The organism is Candidatus Melainabacteria bacterium, assembly GCA_003963305.1.
Classification (GTDB): Bacteria; Cyanobacteriota; Vampirovibrionia; order Obscuribacterales; family Obscuribacteraceae; genus PALSA-1081.
Map to the genome: position 1 here is coordinate 289,392 of RXJR01000028.1, position 18,754 is coordinate 308,145.

Annotated in this window: 15 protein-coding genes; all 15 read right to left on the minus strand. The window is 56.6% G+C overall.

All coding sequences use genetic code 11. The annotated features are described in order from the left end of the window. Window positions 1-51: 51 nt before the first annotated feature. The 15 genes from EKK48_26220 to EKK48_26290 all read right to left on the minus strand — a co-directional run bounded on the left by EKK48_26220 (window position 52) and on the right by EKK48_26290 (window position 18,666). Window positions 52-711 (minus strand): ATP-dependent Clp protease proteolytic subunit, encoded by a 660-nt coding sequence (locus EKK48_26220; GenBank protein RTL36728.1) that lies wholly within the window; start codon window positions 709-711, stop codon window positions 52-54. Window positions 712-868: 157 nt separating this feature from the next. Beyond that, entirely contained in the window at window positions 869-3,424 is a 2,556-nt protein-coding gene (locus tag EKK48_26225) for an ATP-dependent Clp protease ATP-binding subunit (GenBank protein ID RTL36729.1), read from the minus strand. Window positions 3,425-3,490: 66 nt separating this feature from the next. Continuing rightward, complete coding sequence (locus EKK48_26230) at window positions 3,491-5,356, minus strand: hypothetical protein (GenBank protein RTL36730.1); 1,866 nt, start codon at window positions 5,354-5,356, stop codon at window positions 3,491-3,493. A gap of 59 nt (window positions 5,357-5,415) precedes the next feature. Next, window positions 5,416-5,823 (minus strand): hypothetical protein, encoded by a 408-nt coding sequence (locus EKK48_26235; protein RTL36731.1) that lies wholly within the window; start codon window positions 5,821-5,823, stop codon window positions 5,416-5,418. 161 nt (window positions 5,824-5,984) lie between these two features. Further along, window positions 5,985-7,856: an oligoendopeptidase F family protein gene (locus EKK48_26240; protein ID RTL36732.1), complete on the minus strand. Its 1,872-nt coding sequence runs from the start codon at window positions 7,854-7,856 to the stop codon at window positions 5,985-5,987. 26 nt (window positions 7,857-7,882) lie between these two features. Beyond that, window positions 7,883-8,494 (minus strand): hypothetical protein, encoded by a 612-nt coding sequence (locus EKK48_26245; GenBank protein ID RTL36733.1) that lies wholly within the window; start codon window positions 8,492-8,494, stop codon window positions 7,883-7,885. Beyond that, the gene (locus EKK48_26250) at window positions 8,491-9,480 is read right to left on the minus strand and encodes a hypothetical protein (protein ID RTL36734.1); all 990 of its coding nucleotides are present in this window, start codon (window positions 9,478-9,480) and stop codon (window positions 8,491-8,493) included. The genes EKK48_26245 and EKK48_26250 overlap by 4 nt, the downstream gene beginning before the upstream one ends. Window positions 9,481-9,744: 264 nt before the next feature. Next, window positions 9,745-10,200: a hypothetical protein gene (locus EKK48_26255; GenBank protein ID RTL36735.1), complete on the minus strand. Its 456-nt coding sequence runs from the start codon at window positions 10,198-10,200 to the stop codon at window positions 9,745-9,747. 63 nt (window positions 10,201-10,263) lie between these two features. Further along, window positions 10,264-10,653, minus strand: coding sequence for a tetratricopeptide repeat protein (locus EKK48_26260; protein ID RTL36736.1), 390 nt, complete (start codon window positions 10,651-10,653; stop codon window positions 10,264-10,266). 79 nt (window positions 10,654-10,732) lie between these two features. Then, on the minus strand, window positions 10,733-11,533 hold the full coding sequence (locus EKK48_26265) for a two pore domain potassium channel family protein (GenBank protein ID RTL36737.1): 801 nt from the start codon (window positions 11,531-11,533) through the stop codon (window positions 10,733-10,735). Between the two features lie 23 nt (window positions 11,534-11,556). Beyond that, entirely contained in the window at window positions 11,557-12,795 is a 1,239-nt protein-coding gene (locus EKK48_26270) for an SDR family NAD(P)-dependent oxidoreductase (GenBank protein ID RTL36738.1), read from the minus strand. Window positions 12,796-12,955: 160 nt separating this feature from the next. Next, the gene (locus tag EKK48_26275) at window positions 12,956-13,468 is read right to left on the minus strand and encodes a RidA family protein (GenBank protein ID RTL36739.1); all 513 of its coding nucleotides are present in this window, start codon (window positions 13,466-13,468) and stop codon (window positions 12,956-12,958) included. 381 nt (window positions 13,469-13,849) lie between these two features. Next, window positions 13,850-15,940 carry a S9 family peptidase gene (locus EKK48_26280; protein ID RTL36740.1) on the minus strand — a complete coding sequence of 697 codons (2,091 nt, stop codon included), beginning with the start codon at window positions 15,938-15,940 and terminating at the stop codon, window positions 13,850-13,852. 150 nt (window positions 15,941-16,090) lie between these two features. Next, window positions 16,091-18,091, minus strand: a complete 2,001-nt coding sequence (locus EKK48_26285) for an aminopeptidase P family protein (protein RTL36741.1) — start codon at window positions 18,089-18,091, stop codon at window positions 16,091-16,093. A 59-nt stretch (window positions 18,092-18,150) separates the two neighbouring features. Then, on the minus strand, window positions 18,151-18,666 hold the full coding sequence (locus EKK48_26290) for a hypothetical protein (GenBank protein ID RTL36742.1): 516 nt from the start codon (window positions 18,664-18,666) through the stop codon (window positions 18,151-18,153). Window positions 18,667-18,754 lie beyond the last annotated feature (88 nt).

Below are 18,754 nucleotides of genomic sequence, written 5' to 3' on the forward strand. Positions count from 1 at the left end.
AATCAACGCCTCCGCACAGCTCGTTCAACCGTCCTGACCGGGACAATGACGTCAGTCGCGAATAATGTCGACCAGCCCCTTCGGACCATAGTCTTTCGCTTGCTGAGCCGACAACCAGGTGTCCTTCTCCATATCCTTACGAACTTCGTCGTACGGCTTGCCCGAATGGAGCGAGATGATCTCAGCCAGAGTGTGGGTACCGTGCTCCAGCTCGGCGTCGAGAATCCTCGAGTCCTCGCGCGTTAAGACGTTGCCGCCACCGCCATTGATGCGCGTCTGGTGGATCATCACCCGTCCGTGACGGTTGATGCTCCGCATGCCATCAGTGCCGCAGCACAGGAGAATCGAACCCATGCTGGCCGCCATGCCATTGCAAGTGGTGGCAACCGGGAAGGACTTTTTCTCCTGTTGGATGCGGTCGTATATCGCCAGCCCATCAAGAACCACGCCGCCGGGAGTGTTGAGAAACAGGTGGCGGGGCTTCTTGAAATCGATGTGCCGTAGATATGCGAATTGCGCCGACACGGCTTTGTATGTCTCGCCGTCGATCGGACCGGTCAGATCGATCAGTCCCTCCTGTAGGAGCCAGGCGTAGGCGTCCATGGCTCGCTCACCACCGAGCGGGCCCTTGACGATGACCATGGGAGCGGAAGCCTTCTGGGGTTCGTCCCAGAAAGGATATTGGAAGCGGAGAGCAGAGTTAACAGGCATGACATTCCCTTTTCTAGACTGTCGCGTGTTGAAGCACAGTCCCGTTGGAGTTTGCAGAAGTTTGAGCGGCGGCAGGGTGATATGTCTTCGTTCGTGCAGACGTTTAGATCGTGCACGCTGAGACCAGAGCACCCCGCCACCACTCGATTCAGAGGAGTCAGTCCTTGCGGAACTTGACGGTCGATCCTTCCAGATAAGCCGTCACGTTGTCGCCACGAACGAACTCATTGTCGAACACCCTTTCGGCAAGCGGCACGGTAAGATTATTCATTACCATGCGCTTGAGCTGACGGGCACCCAACTCTGAGCTGTAACCGCCCTTGGCCAGGAAGTCGATGACCGGTTTCTCAATCGTGAGATTGATGCCCCGCCCCTCGGCATCCGAGAGTTCCTTGACCAGAGGCGCCAGCTGCTTCTCGGTGATTCCGACAATATCAGTCGGAGTGAGCGGATGGAAGACGAGAATATCGTCAAGCCGATTGAGGAATTCCGGCGAGAAAGTCCGCCGGGCCGCAGAACGCACGCGTTCTTCAGCTGCTTCCCTGGTCTCGGATTCCGACTTCTCCGCCGTCACCGAATCGAACAACATCGCCTTTTCACTGACTTCAAGTGCGCCGACGTTCGAAGTCATGATCAGGAGAACGTTGCGGTAGTCGATCGGACGACCGTGTCCGTCTTTCAGCCTGCCATAATCCATGACCTGGAGAAGCAAGCTATAAAGATCCTGGTGAGCCTTCTCGATTTCGTCGAGCAGGAGCACCAGATAGGGACGACGGCGCACGGGCTCGGTGAGCGTGCCTTCCTGATCGTTGCCGACGTAAATCGGCACACCACCAGTCAGCTTGCCGATCGAGCTGGAGTTCTGGTATTCAGACATATCCAGACGCTCGAGTGTGATACCCAGAGCCTCAGCGATCTTCTGGGACCACCAGGTCTTCCCGGCGCCGGTCGGACCGAGAATCAAGATGCTGACAAGCGGCTGCTCGACCTTGAAAAGATCGCGCGCTTTCAGCAACCCTGAAACGACTTTGGTGGCGTCCTGCCGGCCAACAACAGTCTCGTTGACCTTGGTGGGTAGGCTGAGCAAAATCTCTTGCGGCTGCTGGACCGGAATATCCCTTGATTCCGTCAGTTCCCGCTCGATTTCGTTCTTGTCGACGATGACCACTTCATCGTCTTGTTTCGGCGCTGCCTTTCCTTCAGTGCCGGCTGTCGCCGCAGCCTTCGCCTTCTGGATGAGTTCTTCCAGCTCAGCAACTCGCTCCTTGAATTGTGCGAGCTGAGCGACTTTCTGCGCAGAGTCCTTCTCCCGTTCCCACCAGAGAATTTCGAACTTCAGAGTGTTCAGCTCAGCTTGAGCCTCTTGCGCTTCCTCAGAACCGCCATCTTTCTTGAGCCGCTGCGTTGAAGACGCGCCGTCGATCAGTGTCAACGCCGCATCGATTACGCTGTATCCAAGCGGCTTCAGATAGCGGATGGCCAGATACACGGCTGCCGAAATCGCCGCATTGGTGATCTGCACACGATGGTGCTTCTCGAATCCAGCTCGCCGTCCGACCATGAAACGACGCAACTCCAGGTTGGTCGGCTCCGGCAGCTGAAGGTCCTGGAAGCGACGCTTCAGAGCCTTGTCAGACTCGATGTGCTTCAGGTATTCACTGTTCGTGGTGGCGCCAATCAGCGAAATCTCGCCATTTGCAAGGGCCGGCTTGAGAATGTTCGATGCATCCATCGCACCGTCTCTGGTGCCGCCGGCGCCCATGACCATGTGGAATTCGTCGATGAAGAGGATGATGCGCGGGTCTGACTTGAGCTCCTCGACCACCTTCTTCATACGCTCTTCGAATTCACCGCGGTATTTCGTGCCCGCCACCACATCGGCGATGTTGAGGTTGACGACAATTTTGTCCTTCATGTCGTCAGGAACCCTGCCATCGGCGATGGCCTGGGCGAGAGCCTCGACGAGCACCGACTTGCCCACACCGCCCTCGCCGAGCAAGCAAGCATTTCGCTTCACCTTTCGACGCAAGATGGAAATCAGCCGAGCGACTTGCTTCTCACGGCCGATCACCGGTTCGAGTTTACCCTGCGCCGCCTTGAGAGTGAGATCGACACCGGGAATTTCAGAAGTCAGAAATACCGAATTTGACCTCAAGCGAGTCTTCATTGTCTGCTCCTTTCTGGGCACGAGACTTTTACCCTCCTGGCCGCCCGGAATCGGGATGCCTTCATTGGTCACACGACCGGCATTTTTCGCGTCGATTTCATCGAGCGCGTCTTTGGCTTTCTGGATGCGCAGCAGTTGGTCCTTCACGCCCTGCGTCCAGTGGATGTTGTAATCCTCGGTGAACATCCGCGCGACGTGCGACTCTTGCACCTGCATCATGCCCATGAGCAGATGAATCGGACGCACAAGCTGATCCTTGCCCGCCTCGAAGGCCGCCAGATCCAGTGCCGTGATCACGTTTCCTTCGCACGGCACATAAGCCTCGCCGACATCAAAACCATCCGGCGGGGAAGGTGTCTCGTCGATCGTTTGCATGTCGACAGGTGTGTTGAAGATAAGCCATTCGCGCACGGCCGTATTCTGCTCTTTTGCCATGACCACGAACAGCATACCGAGCGAGATCGGCCTCTTGAAGTGAACTGCATATGCCGCAGCTTTCCTCATCAGCCGAGCCATTTCGGGATGATATTCCATCGCATACTCCATTTCAGTTGCTCCCACCGTTTCCGGCGAGAGTGGTGATATTGGTTTTGACCGATATGTTCGCTAGTTTCAGTCGTACATAGCGGCGATTCGAGCTGCCTCCATTCTTTTCGAGAGCTTTGCGCTGATCTCGGTTTTGCCGGAAAGCAGACGGTTTTCGATCGACGGAGTGATTGGCACAATCGCAAACTTGCGAATGCGCTTCCACTGCCCTTTAAGACCAATTCTCTCGTTGGCTCGATCGATTTCTGCTTGCACTTCAGACCTGATGATTGCGCTCTCAGTCAGGTCTTTCAACGAAAATTTCGCCGCATCTTCTCCTTTCTCGCAAACAAGCGCGCGCGCATTCGCTTCGTTGATGTAAACCAGCGCAGTCACGAAGGGACGCCCGATGAACGCCGGCACGATAAACTGAATCAGCCGACTTCCTTCGAACTCCTCGACGATTTCCTTGCTGGAAACTTTTTCAGCGTTGAACGTCTTGCCGTCTTCGCCAACTCGACCTTCGACGACCAGGCAGCCTTCTTCAAGGTGCCCGACGTCGCCTGTGTGGAAGGCACCATTGATGAATGACTGCGCAGTCAGAGCAGGGTCATTCCAATAGCCCGGTGACACCGTCGGACCGCCTATGACGATTTCGGTGCCATCGTCATCTTCGAGCGGCTTGAATGCGATCGTCACGCCTTCGAGCGGATCACCCGATGACCCGGGAACTTCCTTATGGACGTAGCCCACAGTGGAAGCACCCGTCGTCTCGGAAAGTCCATAGCCGGGGATGACCTTTTGCCGCAACACCTCGAGCTTGCGTGACAACTCCCGAGGGAATGCCGAACCACCCGTGATGCGCATGCGCAGACGCCCACCCAGCCCTCTATTGAGAGCCTTAGCAACAATGAAGTTGCAGACGCCATCGAGTGCGCTCCCGTCCGGTGCCAATGCTCGCCTCACAACTGCCGCCTTAACCCTGGCCAGCAGTTTGTTCGCAAGCGGTGCCTGCAACTCGTCCATGAGCATCGACCAGAGTTTGGTGACGCCCAGAAGCACCGTCGGACGCACACTGCGAATGTGCTTCTTCAGGTCGAGCGGATGGCACAGAAACATCGTCACTCCGCACCAGAGCGCCGGTCCCTGCCCATTCCAGGCGAAGATGTGATTGGCCGGCAGCAGCCCGAAGTAGATGTCGTCGGAGCTAAGCGCAAAACGCTTCGGCACCGCGGCCGACATATGCGCCAGATTGCCGTGAGTGATCATGACAATCTTCGGATTGCCGGAGCTGCCTGACGTGGCAACGAGCATGGCGACCCGATCGTGCACCAGATGTTCATAAGAACGACCCGATGTGTTGTGCAGATTGTTGAGCGCCTTAGCGACAGCTTCGCTCAACTGCACAACTCGCACACCCGATCTGCCAAACTGATCGAGCTGAACCTTTCCGGACTGCTCATGGTCTTCACAGAAAACAACCTTGAGCGTGCTGCCGGAAAGCTCGGCGGGAGCATTGTCCGCCTGGTTGAGGATGTAGGATGTGCTCTCCGCCGTCAGGCGTGGATCGACACCAATGACGATACCACCGGCCGACCATGTAGCCAGAGCCAGCCACATCCATTCAGCCCTGTTCCACGAGACAATGCCGACTCTGTCGTTTGGCTTGACGCCATAGTCTCGCTCGAGCACGTAGGTCAGAGCCGCGACGATACGCGCAGTCTGTTCCCAGGTCACCCGTTCGTACGAGAACCGCTCCCTGCCGACAATCGGATGCCGCCAGGTGCTTTTTCTTCCCTCCGAATGCGGCACGATGAAGCCGACACCGTCAGGATTCTCCGTTGCGTGCAGCCAGAGGCGATGCAGCAGCGTTTCGTTCGGACCCGGCCCCGTCAACTGGCTTGCAAAGCCAGCGGAGCCAGGACCGGTAGCGCGTTTTGTGCCCACGTACACTACTCCTTAGTTAGACGTGGAAGAAAGCGCCCGGATTCTTCAACCCGAACGCAGCTGGTTCACTTACCCCAGTTCGCACCATGGGGAATGGCATTGCCCCAGACGTCCATTTCTCCATCGACCATCTTGAGGGCCTTTTTGACCATGGACTCGCAGGCCTCGATCTTCTGCTCAGCAAAAGCGAGAACGGCAATGCGACTCGCAGACGGCATACTGGCTGCCGACGCATTGAACTCGAAGATGCCCCAGGTATAATCGAACGACGCGTCCAAATTCGTCATAGCTTCGCTCACATGAGCCGTCATCAAGCTGACCAGCTCGAAGATCTCCTGGGAGACAGCCATGTGAGAGGGAAGCTCAAGTAGCTTTGCGTCGATACGCGCAGCCGCCTCTTGTGCACATTTTGCTCGAGTCGTGAGTGTGACCAGAGCTCGGTCAATCACATCACGTTGCGCCATTGCGTTCATCCACATTTGTCCTTCAGGTTTGAGTGATCGAGGAACAGCGAATCGACGCCGGTTGAAACCGAATCGATACCGCTAGCGGTGGCTCAATCCCTTTCGAGCTCGATACCACTGATAGTGACTCGACCCGGTTGGAACCGAATCGAGTCTCTGATGCGAAAAGACTAGTTGTCGCCAGCCGAAGCCAGAGCCAACTCCGCCTGCATGCGATCCATGGCCTCGCTGAAGTAATCGAAACCGAGCTGAATAGCCTCGGGTCTCGACATATCAATACCCGCCTCACGCAAAGCGTCTAGCGGGAATTTCGACTTGCCGGAGCGCAGGAAGCCAAAGTAAGCTTCGACGGCTGCCTGTCCATTGATGATCATATTGCGAGCCAGTCCAATTGCCGCCGACATGCCGGTGGCGTACGCATAGACGTAGAATGGTGCCACCACGAAGTGAGGCACACGCAGCCATTCATATTTGATCAGCTCGTCGATGACCACAGTGGGACCGTAGTAGTCGGTGACAATCTCGAGATAGAGATCGCAGAGCAGTTCGAGCGTCAGCGGAGTCTTGTTACAGCCCTCACCTTCAGCCAACTTGAACACCCGCCGCTCGAATTCAGCAAACATCGCCTGCCTGATCACAGCACCACGGAAATTCTCCAGGTCCTGATTGAGCAGATGCATGCGCATTTGCGAACTGTCTGCTGTCTGAAGCAGATGGTTAGTGATCAACTGCTCGTTGACGATCGACGCGATTTCAGCGCAGAACGTCGGATAGTCGCGATACACGAACGGTTGCGTGCCATTCGCCTCTTCTGAATGCGAATAATGCCCGCCCTCATGACCGAGCGTGAAGACATCACGCAACAATCCCTTGAAGTTCAGCAGGAGGTAACCAGGATACCCCCATTGACTGGCACTGAAAGCTCCGTTTTCCTTCCCTTCGTTGGGCAGAACATCAACGCGCTTCGCTTCGAACAGCGCTCCAAGCCGAGCCACATAAGACGGTCCCAGAAGACTGAGCGCCTCCAAAACCGTCTGCTTTGACTGTTCGTAGGTGAAAGCCTGCTCGAAGCCCGGGATGAGGGGCACATCGAGGTCATACATGTGGAGCTTGTCGACGCCCAACAAGTTTCGACGCAGCTCGAGATAGCGCTGCAGTTCGCCGCGATTGGCTCGCGCCGTCGTGATCAACGCATCATAGACATCGACAGGCAGCCTTGGATCAGACAGCTTCATCTCGAGCACGCTTTTGAAATTGCGCGCCCGTGCGGTGAAGATCTGGCTTTCAACGCTGGCGATATAATTCGCAGCCAACGTCGGCGCGAATTTCGCATAAGTTGCTAACACACCTTCGAAAGCTTGCTTACGAGTTTGACGTTCGCGACTCTGTAATAAAACACGCAGAAAGCCCTCGTCGAGGTCTGCCCATTCCGTTTCCTTGCCATCTTCGAACTTGATGGCGACGCGCGGCATGAAGCGGGGCATAACAACCTGCGTGGTTGTCTTGAACATAATCGACGGACCCGAAAGCAGCACCGCTGACTGCGCCAACAAACGCTCGATCGGTTCTTCGCGGATGTGCTCCCGATCGAGAGCCAGATTCGCAAAGAAGTGTCGATACACACCAAGTGCAGGCTGTGCATCGATAAACGCCTCCAGCTGGGCCGAATCGATGTTCGACAATTCAGCATTGGCGAATGCACACGCGTCCGCGACCCGCGACCCAAGTTTTTCTGCGGTCGTGGCAAGAGCTGAGGCGTGAGCATTGCTCGCGTCCTGAGACCGCAGCAAATACGTATAGAGCGCAAGTTTTTCGAACTTGTGCTCTACATCTTCGCTGAATCGCAGGTAGGCGAGTAGCGACTCTGCCGAGTCTGCGATATGCCCATTGAACGGAGCAAACGCGGGCAGTTGAGCCTCGATTTCAGCAAAAGCTGCCGACACGGCCGCATCGTCCTTGAACAGCTGCGTCAAGTCCCACTTTTTAGCCGGGTCGACTTCCGACCGGGGCAATTTCCCGGATTGACCTGCATTAGAAACCATTGCACTAATCCTTCTTGGTTTGAGTCCTACAGAAGCCCCTGCGCGAACGCGCCGAAGAGCGCTGCCTGTCCCATGACGTCAGTGGTGGTGCTGAACTCGCGCAGCGAGATCCACCTGGCGCCCCTGGGAATTACGATGTCGACGTCTGTGACGTTAGCGACTCCGAAACGCAGATCGCCGCGGATGCGCGCCGAATTGCAAAGTTTGACGCCCTCCACCCAGAGCACCTGTTCCGTGACAGGAAGAGCAGGATTGCTGTTAGCGGCGCTCCATCGCGAAGCCTCGACAAGGCCTTCCGCGCTCCAGCCATCGCCGGCGCGCCGATTGCTGATCACCAGCACTTCCCATCCCAGCTCACTGTCAGGCGCCTTTCGAACGATCGGCACAACGCGCCCGGCGATTCCGGAATCGTCGGTTGCTTCCACAATCAGCGCCTGCACATAAGGACCGGAGCGATCGAGGATCACCCGGAAAAATTTACTTTCGATAACGACGGCAGCCGGATCGGCCGCATCGTAGTGCACGCCCCAGCCGGTGCCTTCAATTTGTGTCGCCATTGAACCTTCTCCTGATAGTGTTGCGGTATCAGTTTTTTCTGGCTGAGCGCGGCAAATTCTCGCCGCGCTCGTTTCGTTCAAAGAGCGAGTTCGAGCGGACCGTGGGGTCCGACGGCTAGATCCCGCTGCCGTCGTTTCGCACGTTCGATGCGATCCGCCGTGGACGGATGCGAATCGAACAGCAGCACCTTCCACCATGACCGGTGCATCTCTGCGTTGTTCAGTCTGACGAGCTTCGTAAACGTGCTGCAAAACGCAGCCGTGTTGCCCGTGCAGTGAAGCGCGAACTCATCGGCCTCGAATTCGAAGCGGCGAAAAATGAAGTTCTGCACCGGCTGAGCGATTGCCGACATAGTCGACATCGCAAGCAGGAACAGAGCCAGGGTGCTCGGGGCGCTGACGCTGGCGTGACCCAACGGCGTTGCCACCGCATTCAGCACCACATTCACGACCAGGAAGCCGAGCAGCGTGACGATCGCATTGCAAAGCAACATCTTGAGCAGATGAGCATGCTTGTAGTGTCCGAGCTCGTGCCCGAGCACGACTTCGAGTTCTTCCGGCGTAAAGCCGTCCAGAAGCGTGTCAGTGATAAACACGCGTTTGGACTTGCCCATGCCGACCATGCAGGCGTTTGCCGTGACCGTCTCATTGCTGACCACGATTCGACAGACTTCAGAGATGTCGAGTGTAGTGAAGGATGCAATGCGTTGGAAACGTTCCAGCAGCACAGTGTCTTTCACCGGCTCGACTTCATAGAACATGGGCGCCAGAACAACCGGCACGAGCATGCCGATTCCGCCGCTGATAACAGTCATCATCACCGCCGCGGCAAGCCACCACCAGGTCGGCATTGCCCAGATCAGCGCATAGACGCCGCTGAGCAGCAACGGACCGAAGATCAGCATCAGGATGCTCATCTTCGCCCACTTGAGCATAAAGTGCCCAAACGACTGCCTGCTCAGGTCGAAGCGATGCTCGACCACGTAGCTTGTCTGGTAGTGCACGGGGAATGAGACGATGGCGCTCGTGAGTTGCAGCGCCACTCCCAACCAGCCACTGACTTCCACCCGCCAGGGGCTTGATCAACTGGTCGAGTGCAAGCCCGCCCCACAAGCCCATGACGATGAGAAAACCGGCGCTGACGATCATGTTGACCAGCTTGAGCCGAAACTTCTGTTGGTTGTAAGCCGAAACCCTGCGGTTCGGAACTTCTAGAGTATCGGGCGGATACATCATCTTTTGACTCCTCTTTCAGTTGGATGATCTTTCTCAGGCGAAAGCGGTGCACTGCCAGTAGTGGCATCACACCGCTCTGCCAGAGTATTCGACGGCTAATAATTACGTCGCCCCTTGTCCGTCGCACCATCCGAATCGCCATCGCGATCGCTTTTGCCTGTCGCACGAACCGCGATGGACAGTTGTTGAACGAAGCGCAAGGAGTTGCGAGCCGCTACTCCAAGCACAGGACCGATCACTGCCCAGATTCGCGGTCCAACCATCACAATCGTAACGGTCATCAGCGCCAGGATGACACCACGAATGCCGCCAAGCGCCATTGCCGGTTGCATCGACATGATCACGTCGTTGACCGTGGACATGCCAGGATGTGCAGACCAGTTGACGAGCCCGTTGAAGGAGTTGATGCAACCTTGCAGAATGCTGTAGACAATCACTCCGACAATGATGCGAAAGAGGTTCTGCGGCGAAGTCAGCTCCCACGGTTCGTCAACCGGCTCGTGATGCTGCTTGCGTTCCTGTTCTAATTTGAGTTGGTCGTCGTCTGTCACGCTTTGCTCCTTATTAAAAGACGGCTGTCGGCGCGTGCGCCAACAGCCTGATTGCCTGAGCGATCAGGAATGACAGAGTTCCTGCAGCCGACTGGAGACCCTCTCCACGTCGGCGTGAGTCGCTCCGAAAGCGGCTTCCAGAATACTGTGTGCCTCCGTCAAAGTGATGTCAGCCTGGCGCATTTTGCCCTGGTAGATCCGGATCAAACCCAGGTCTTCCAGACAGAGAGCATAGGTCGGCGAAGCTTTGCCCACCAGTTTTTCGGCGACAGCAGCCGCCTCGAGGCAGAGTTGCTCGGCCTCGAGGTAGTTTCTCTGGCTTGCCAGCGCTCGAGCCTGAGCGATGGTGTCGCGAACATCCGTCGTGAACTGAAGGTCGGATGTTGACATGAGAACGCAATCAGAGGTAGCGTCTTCGGCGGCGAAAGCCAGAATTTTCTCGAAAGCAGTCATGGTGCGGTCCTCTTTGTTCGTATACCGGCAGGAGGTCTCTTTGTTACTCCAAACCGGTTAGCTTCGAATGGAAAACGCTTTACTTTTCGAGCAGCATTTTCAGCCGCGATTCTTGCTCATCGACAATCTTCTGCAGGTCCTTGACTTTGTCCTGATTCGATTTGAGCGCAGCCGCTCGCACCGCTTCCGTGACCAGACCGAAGAACACTGCGAAGATACTCCAGCCGCCGAGCATGATAATCATGCCAACCCAGCGGCCGTGCATCGTATGTGGTGCGCTGTCATTCAGATTAGTTTTAGTAATCGTCGTGATTGCGTACCAGCAGGCATCCTGGAAGGTTGGGAAGGTCTGCGGTTCAACATAGACGAGCAGAGCACTGCACGACGTCACCAGCACGGTCGTCGCCACACCTGTGACGATGACCGGATGAGACGAGAAGCGCTGAGCCGTGAACCTGACTATCTTCCAGGCGTGTGCAGCTGTGCCGGTGAACTGAAGCGCATCCAGCGGCACAACCTTAGTTAGACTGAGCAAAGCTGCGAAGTCATCCAGCTTACCCAGCTGCGACAGAGGCACCCAACAGACGCATACAACAAGCTCCGCCAGATGGAGCCAGATGTATCTGATTGGATGCCCGCCGAGAATCGCATAAGTCACCGTGCTGCCGACGAAGGACAGCCAGATGACAATGCGAGTCCCGACTTGGAAATTTGACCAGGAAACCGAAAGAATCGGTACCTGCCAATCTCCGGTGACGAACTGGCTCCCCACCACGAGAGCCATTGCCATAATCGACATGCAACTGAGCAAGAACTCAACTGTTGGTTCCGCCTTTCTGACAGTGTCGATTGATGGTCTGGTGAACATACTCCAGCCCATGCGTTTTCCTCGATCTCCCAACCTCAGTTGGGCTTGCCCGGTTTGACCTCGATCAGTTCGACCTCGACAAATATCGGTGTCTCAATACCAAGGCCAGGTGACGGTGAAATTGTAAACACCCGCTTTCCGCCGACTCTCATGCCATTCACGCCCGCGCTACCGATCTCGACTTCGGAGGTGCGACCCAACCTGTGTGAGCTCTCGATAATACTGCCATCGTGTTTCCGCATAGTGCAGTGCACGACGGCAATCTGACCAGAACGCGCTTTGGCGCCCAGCCCGAGTTGTTCCTCGTGATACGAGTAGCCGAACGGTGGCTTAACTTCGCGCGACGGCGTGCCCAGGAAGTAGTCGGGAACGAGTTCCTCGCCCGGCACACTGGCGAACTTCTCGAGGTCGTGAACGCCAGCAAGATGCATCACCTCTTCGTCGGTGACGAAGTTGCCAGAATACTCGACTGCCTGTGACAGAATCCACACCGCCGCCTGAGCAACGATTTCTGTCGTTCGCGACCCCTTGACCATCGGCTTATCGAGCATCTGCTCGAGCATGCGAATCGCCGCCGTATCGATGGCAGTTGCCGGCCATAGACAGTTGACGCCGACCAATCCCTTGAACGTCTTGGCCAGACCGAGCGTGATCATGGACATGTTGTATTTCGAGATCGTGTAGGGCAGATGGTCCCTGAACCAGTAGGGATCCAGGTTGAGGGGCGGCGACATGGTCAGAATCCGCCCGCCTGACTTGACGAGATGCGGCAGCGCGAACTTGCACGCCCACAGTGTGCCGAAGTAATTGACTTCGGTGATCAGCCGCACCTGCTTGGGTGTGATCTGATCAATCGGCAGCGGCGCAAGAGCGCTGGCGTTGTTGATCAAGAAGTCAATGCGACCGAAACGTTCGACCGCAGCAGCGACGGCTTGCTCCACCTGTTTCTCATCGCGGACGTCACAGCGGAAAGCCATCGCTTCGCCGCCGAGAGCCTCGATTCTGGCAACGGTTTCGTCGATCGAACCTTCGAGCTTTTTGCCGCCGCCCGTCTTGCCCCACATGGCGAAGGTGATGAGCGGATGGCGAAGCATCTTGATCGCCTTGCGATAACGGCGGCTAACGCCAGCCCAGAAGCCGGTCGACTCCTGCACCGTCTTGCCGAGCGCAACGATTTTGACGCCCTGACGCGCCAGGTCTTCGGCAATGGCAAGACCAATGCCGCGGCTGGCGCCGGTGATTACCGCCACTTTTCCTTTGAGATCTTTCGTCATGACTTTCTCACTTTTTGAGTTCGTTATCGAGAATCAACCTGACCGAGCAGGCACTCTCTGTCACCGCATATGGTGCAGATGATCCCCACACATGCGGTGATTGATTAGCACCGCACTATTTGTTTTGCGGTCTATGGTGCAGTCGTGCGCCGACGAAGTGTCAGCTATCCCAGCCGAAAAAGTTCTGGATCTTCCAGAGCCACAGCGGCTTGATGATGAATTCGGCTTCGATTTCCACGGCGATGCCGAAGGGAAGCGATGCCATGCTGACAGCGCTGCGAGTGCCGATGCCGTTTTCCGGACCGAAGACCTCGAGCATCAGCTGCGAAAAGCCATCGATGACGGCCGGCTGATCTGCGAAATCAGGCGTTGAATTTACCATGCCCAGAGCCTTGACTATGCCAATCAACCGCTCGATTCCGACTTCATGATCGATGGTTGACAGAATGCCGATTCCAACGAGCCGTGCTGCGTCCTGTCCCTGAATTATGGACAGATCTTTGCCAAGCTTCCCTTTGATTGCTGTGGCTGGATCGCTCCAGGGTCCATGCCCGGAGACTAAGAGCCGACTGGAAAACAGTCCCTCGACGATCCTGGTTCCCGCATAGAGCCCGACGGCCCTTTTCGGAGCATTCAAAAGAATGCCCTTTTGTGCCAACTGCTGCCTATTCATGACCTTATTCCTTCGCTGGAGTTCTAAATGTGCCGACCAGTGCACAAACTGAACACGACTGAAGCCTGACGAGTTACTTTGGCTTCAGCCTGACACTCAGAAGCTTGACCTACTTGCGCTTATGCTTGGCGCGCATGGTCTTGACCTCCTTGCGCTTCAATTTGTGCGAGCGGCGCACCTGGCGCAGCCCTCTGTATTCGGGGCGATGGCGCTTTTTCATATCAACCTCAGCTTTTCTCATTGCACACTGCCGGTGGTATCAGACCCGCCTTGCTCTCGCAACGATCTGATCTACCCCGGCAGTGCGATGTTTTTGGACAAGCGCACGCGTAGCCGTCGCGGCACTGTAGTTCACTCATACTCAGGACGCTGCGACTACCCCTATCCCATGCGGGAAAGCAGGAACGCAAAGTTGAACGCCGCGTCTGCGATCTTGTCGAAGCGACCGGAACTGCCGCCATGGCCGCCCGCATCGAGTTTGATCTTGAAGAGAACTGGCTTGTCATCGGTGCGTATCGCCCGTATTTTCTGCACCCACTTGGCCGGTTCCCAATATCCAACACGCGGATCCGCCAGCGACGAGGTGACCAGCATCGTCGCAGAATAATCGCGTGGCGCGAGATTGTCATAAGGCGAGTAAGCCAACATCGTTCGGAAATCTTCCTCGACGTTGGGGTTGCCCCACTCGCCATACTCGCCGGTCGTGAGCGGCAGGCTGGCATCGAGCATGGTGTTCATCATGTCGAGGAACGGCACCTCGAGAATCATCACCTTGAACAACGTCGGCGCGAGATTGTTCACCGCCCCCATGAGCAGACCGCCGGCGCTGCCACCTTGCGCCGATATACGATCGTCTGACGTGTAGCCCTCGGCGATCAGGTGTCGAGCGCAGCTGATGAAGTCGGTGAAAGTGTTCATCTTCTTCTTCAGCTTGCCGTCGAGCCACCACTGTTCGCCCAATTCGCTACCGCCCCGAATATGGGCAATAGCAAAGACCACGCCCCGGTCGAGAAGTGCAAGACGAGCGAAACTGAAGTTCGCCGTTTCGGCAAGTCCGTACGAGCCGTAGCCATAGAGATGCAGCGGTCGACTGCCGTCAAGGACGAGATCGCCCTTGTAGACCAGAGAAATCGGCACGCGAGCACCATCGGAGGCAGTGGCAAAGATGCGCCTGGTAGTGTATTTGGTGCTGTCATAGTTGAGCACCGGTTTCGTTTTCAGCACAGTGCACGACAGTGTGGTCAGATCGCACTCCACGGTCGTCGGCGGAGTAACCATCGACTCATAGCTGAAGCGATACGTGTCCGCATCGAACTCGGCATTGTCGTCCGGCTCGATTTCGAAAGCCTCGTCATGGAAGAGTTGCCCCGGGAAATCGAGCGTTCTGCTCACTCCCGTTCGATGATCCACAACGATGATTTTTGGCTGAGCCATCTCGCTGACGTGAACGACGAGATGATTGGCCAGAACAATGTGTTTGACCACTTTCAGCCCGGCGTGATAAGCCATCACAACCTGCCAGGCAGTCGGTTGATCGCACGGCGCCTTCACGATTTTGAAGTCGACCGCGCCATCCGCGTTGGTGCGAATGTAGAAAAACTCGCCGCCGTCGTCTTCGATCTCGTAATGCACGTTCGGCGCTCGCGGCAAGATTTCCTTGAACACCATAGCCGGTGCATTGGCGCGAATGTAGCTGGAAGTGACGCTCGTGTGGCTGGTGGTGTCCAGATAGATGAAGGCGCCACTGAACGAACGACGAACCGCCAACTGCACTTCTTCGTTCGGCTCCTCCTTCACGAAGACATGCTCACCGGTCAAAGTGTCATGCCTGTAGAGCCGATTGGACCGCTTGGAAGTTTCATCCTCCGTTGTGTAGAAGAGGGTGACGCTATCGTTGGCCCAGGCAGCCGATGTGACATTCTTCACTCGCGTACGCGTCAACATGCCGTTGCGCAGATCCTTGACGACGAGAGTGAACTGCTCGTAGCCCAGCCCATCGAAGGTGTATGCGAGCATGTTGCCGTCGGGACTGATGGCATGAAAACCGAGGTTAAAGAACTTCTTCCCGGCCCCCAGTTCATTCGGATTCAAAATGATCCGAGCCACACCGCCTTCCTTGTTGGGCCGACGCCAGTGCACCGGGTACTGCTTGTCTTTCTCGGTGCGCTCGAAGTAGAGCCAGGCGCCCTGGCGGAAGGGCACCGTCTCGTCCGCCTCTTGCACATGCCCGCGGATCTCATGATAGAGACGATCCTGAAGCTCCGCCGATGGTGCCATCATGGCGGCGGCATAGGCATTTTCAGCCTCGAGCAGGGGCATCAGATCGGGATCGTTACGGTCACGAATCCAGGCATACTGGTCGTCGAGCTTTGCACCAAACATCTCGACGAAATGCGGAACTTTCTTCGCCACCGGTGGCAGTATCGCGTTCAACGCGGCTGCGCTGGCACCGGGGAGATTGGAACTTCCCATAGTCACGTCCTTCCATTATCTGACTGTTGACCACAGGCGGCACTTTTTGCACCGCCTGCGATACTTATTGATACGTCGTCTCTTGCCGAAGACTGCGTGAACCTTAAGCGAATGAGTTGCGTGGACTAACGCGCTCGTCGCTCTGAACACTCAATCGACTGCCTCACTCGATCCACGAAGCGCGATCGGTTGAGTAGCCTCAATGAGCCAGTCACGGTCAGCCCCTTCGAGCAAGGGCTCGATATTGCGGCGAACCATGGCGTGGTAGCCGTTCAGCCAAACAATTTCTTGTTTGCTCAGCAGCCGCTCGTCGATGAGGGTGCAGTCGAACGGAATCATCGTCAGCACCTCGAAGCTGTGCATCTTGCGCATGCCACCTTCGATATCCGACGCCTTGCCGACCACAAGTAGATTCTCCAGACGAATGCCATGGTCCCCAAAATCATAGGAACCGGGCTCGTCCGAAAGAATCATTCCTTCATCCAGAGGACAGTCGCCGAGCTTGTAGCCGATTCGCTGCGGACCTTCATGCACCGAGAGGAACACGCCGACACCATGCCCGGTGCCATGGTCAAAATTCAGACCCGCGTTCCAGAGCGGCATGCGAGCCACGGTGTCCAGCCGCGCCCCGCTGCACCCCACCGGAAAACGTTGACTGGCGAGGGCAATGTTTCCCTTGAGCACAAGAGTATAGTTGCGACGAATCTCGCCGCTCGCAAAACCAACCACCTTGACTCGCGTCGAATCGGTGGTGCCATCGAGATACTGGGCGCCGGTGTCCATGAGAACACAGTCACCCAAACCGATAGCCCGATCACTCTCCTCGGTCGGAAAGTAGTGGATGTCACGACTGTTCGGGCCCGATGCGACGATTGTGGTGAAAGACTCCGAGTAATAGTTCTTGTCTTTCAGGCGCTCCTCAATCAAGCGTCGCACCACATCCATCTCAGTCAGCGTCCCTTTGCCGGCTTCACGATCGAACCATGCCAGCATGCGACAAATCGCCGCGCCGTCACGAATGTGAGCAGCACGCGTACACTTCAGCTCATACTCAGTTTTCCGAGCTCGGGGAAGAGCGCACGGGTCATCTCCGAGTTCAACCGTTGCGCCGCTCTTTTCGAGCACCGCGAAGACCGCGCTGTTCGATGTGCCGGGGTCCAGCAGCACATGTCTTTTGGACTCGCCCAGCGCCTCCAGATAGCGAGGAAACTGTTCCAGATCCTCGATGCGGCCGCCATCCAGATGCATATGAAGCATTATCGTGACGTTGCGAGGGTCAACAAAGAGCACTGAACGTCCGCTGTCATAGACTATTGCCCGACTGAGAGGCAGCGGCGTGCATGCAACATCGTTGCCGCGAATGTTGAAGAGCCAGGCGACCGAAGCGGGATCGGTGATTACCGCCGCTCCGAGCTTGTTCTCCTTGAGACTCTCGGCGACATCCCTGACCTTCTCGAACCAGCGATGACCAGCCACTTCATACAGTGAACCGGTAACCATAGAAATCGGTCGTGCCGGTTGATTCTCCCAGACCAGATCGACCAGATTCTCAGAGCACGCCACCAGCTCACCACCAGCAGCGGTGACAGCTGTTTGATAGATTTGGAGGCGATTGAGATTGATGAGCTGCGGGTCGTAGCCAACTCTGTCGCCGGGCTTGATGTTCGAGACCAGCCACTGCACGGCTGTATCCGTAACTCGGTCCGAAATGAGCACTTCGAACAAGCTCGGGTCGATCAGCTTCGCCGCTTTCACTTTGTAACGACCATCGCTGACGAAAAGCGCCTTCTCGGAGAGGACGACCGACATTCCAGCCGAACCGTTGAAGTTGGTGAGCCACTCCAGACGCCCGGCGTAGGCTGGCGTATATTCCAGCATGAATTCGTCGTCGTGCGGCACCAGAAACGCCGCCAGACCGCGCTGAGACAGCTCACTGCGCAGAAGTTCGAGACGAGCAGAGACAGGCAACGCTTCGGGCTTGGCCAGAAGCTCGCGCTGATGACTGACAGCCTCGAGAACTGCATCTATCTCCGCATCGGTGACTTTCGTACCGAGCAGCAACGCTACAGCAGGACGCTGCAATCTGAAGGGTGGTGCAGCGGCAAGGCCGGCTGCCAATGCGGCATGATACTCCGACAGAGCTTGTGCCATGATTCGATATCCTTCTGTTAAGACTTGACTTGGCGACTGGGCGGACTGCTCCGAATCAGTCAGGTGAACCTCACCCACGAACCTTTGCGCGACGAACCTTTGCGCGAAGAGCCCTTGCGCGCCTCGCCTTTGCGTTCGCGCTCGCTTTTGTGCAGATCTTGCCGCCAGGGTTGAGCCAGTTGACGCATATGACGCCACTGCTGCATCCAGAACCAGAGCGACGCGAACTCAGACGGCAACTGTTTCGCCGACTCGTACCACCGCGGAATGCGCACGGTGAAAAGTTCCTTCCAGAAGTCCATTGTGCGCATCGTCGGCAAATAGTGCCAGGTGTAAGCAAGCACAAGCAGATTCTCGGTGACGAAAACGACGGGCGCCGTCAGCACCATGCCGAGAGACTGCGCCGACACAAGAGCGACGACGAAGCAGATGAGCGCGATAGCCAGAGTGCAGACCAGTCGCTTGGAAAAGCCGACAGTCGGAGCGAGAAGCGAGAGCGCCTGAAGCTTGAACCAGACAGGCACTACCGCGAGAGCGCCAGCAGTGAGGGCGAACCATAGATTTGAATCGTTCATCACATTTTCTCCAGTGGCGGGTGTAGACGCGCCGAAAACTGCGACCTTATGGAAGCAGTGCCGACACGTCCTACTGCGCCGTTATCGA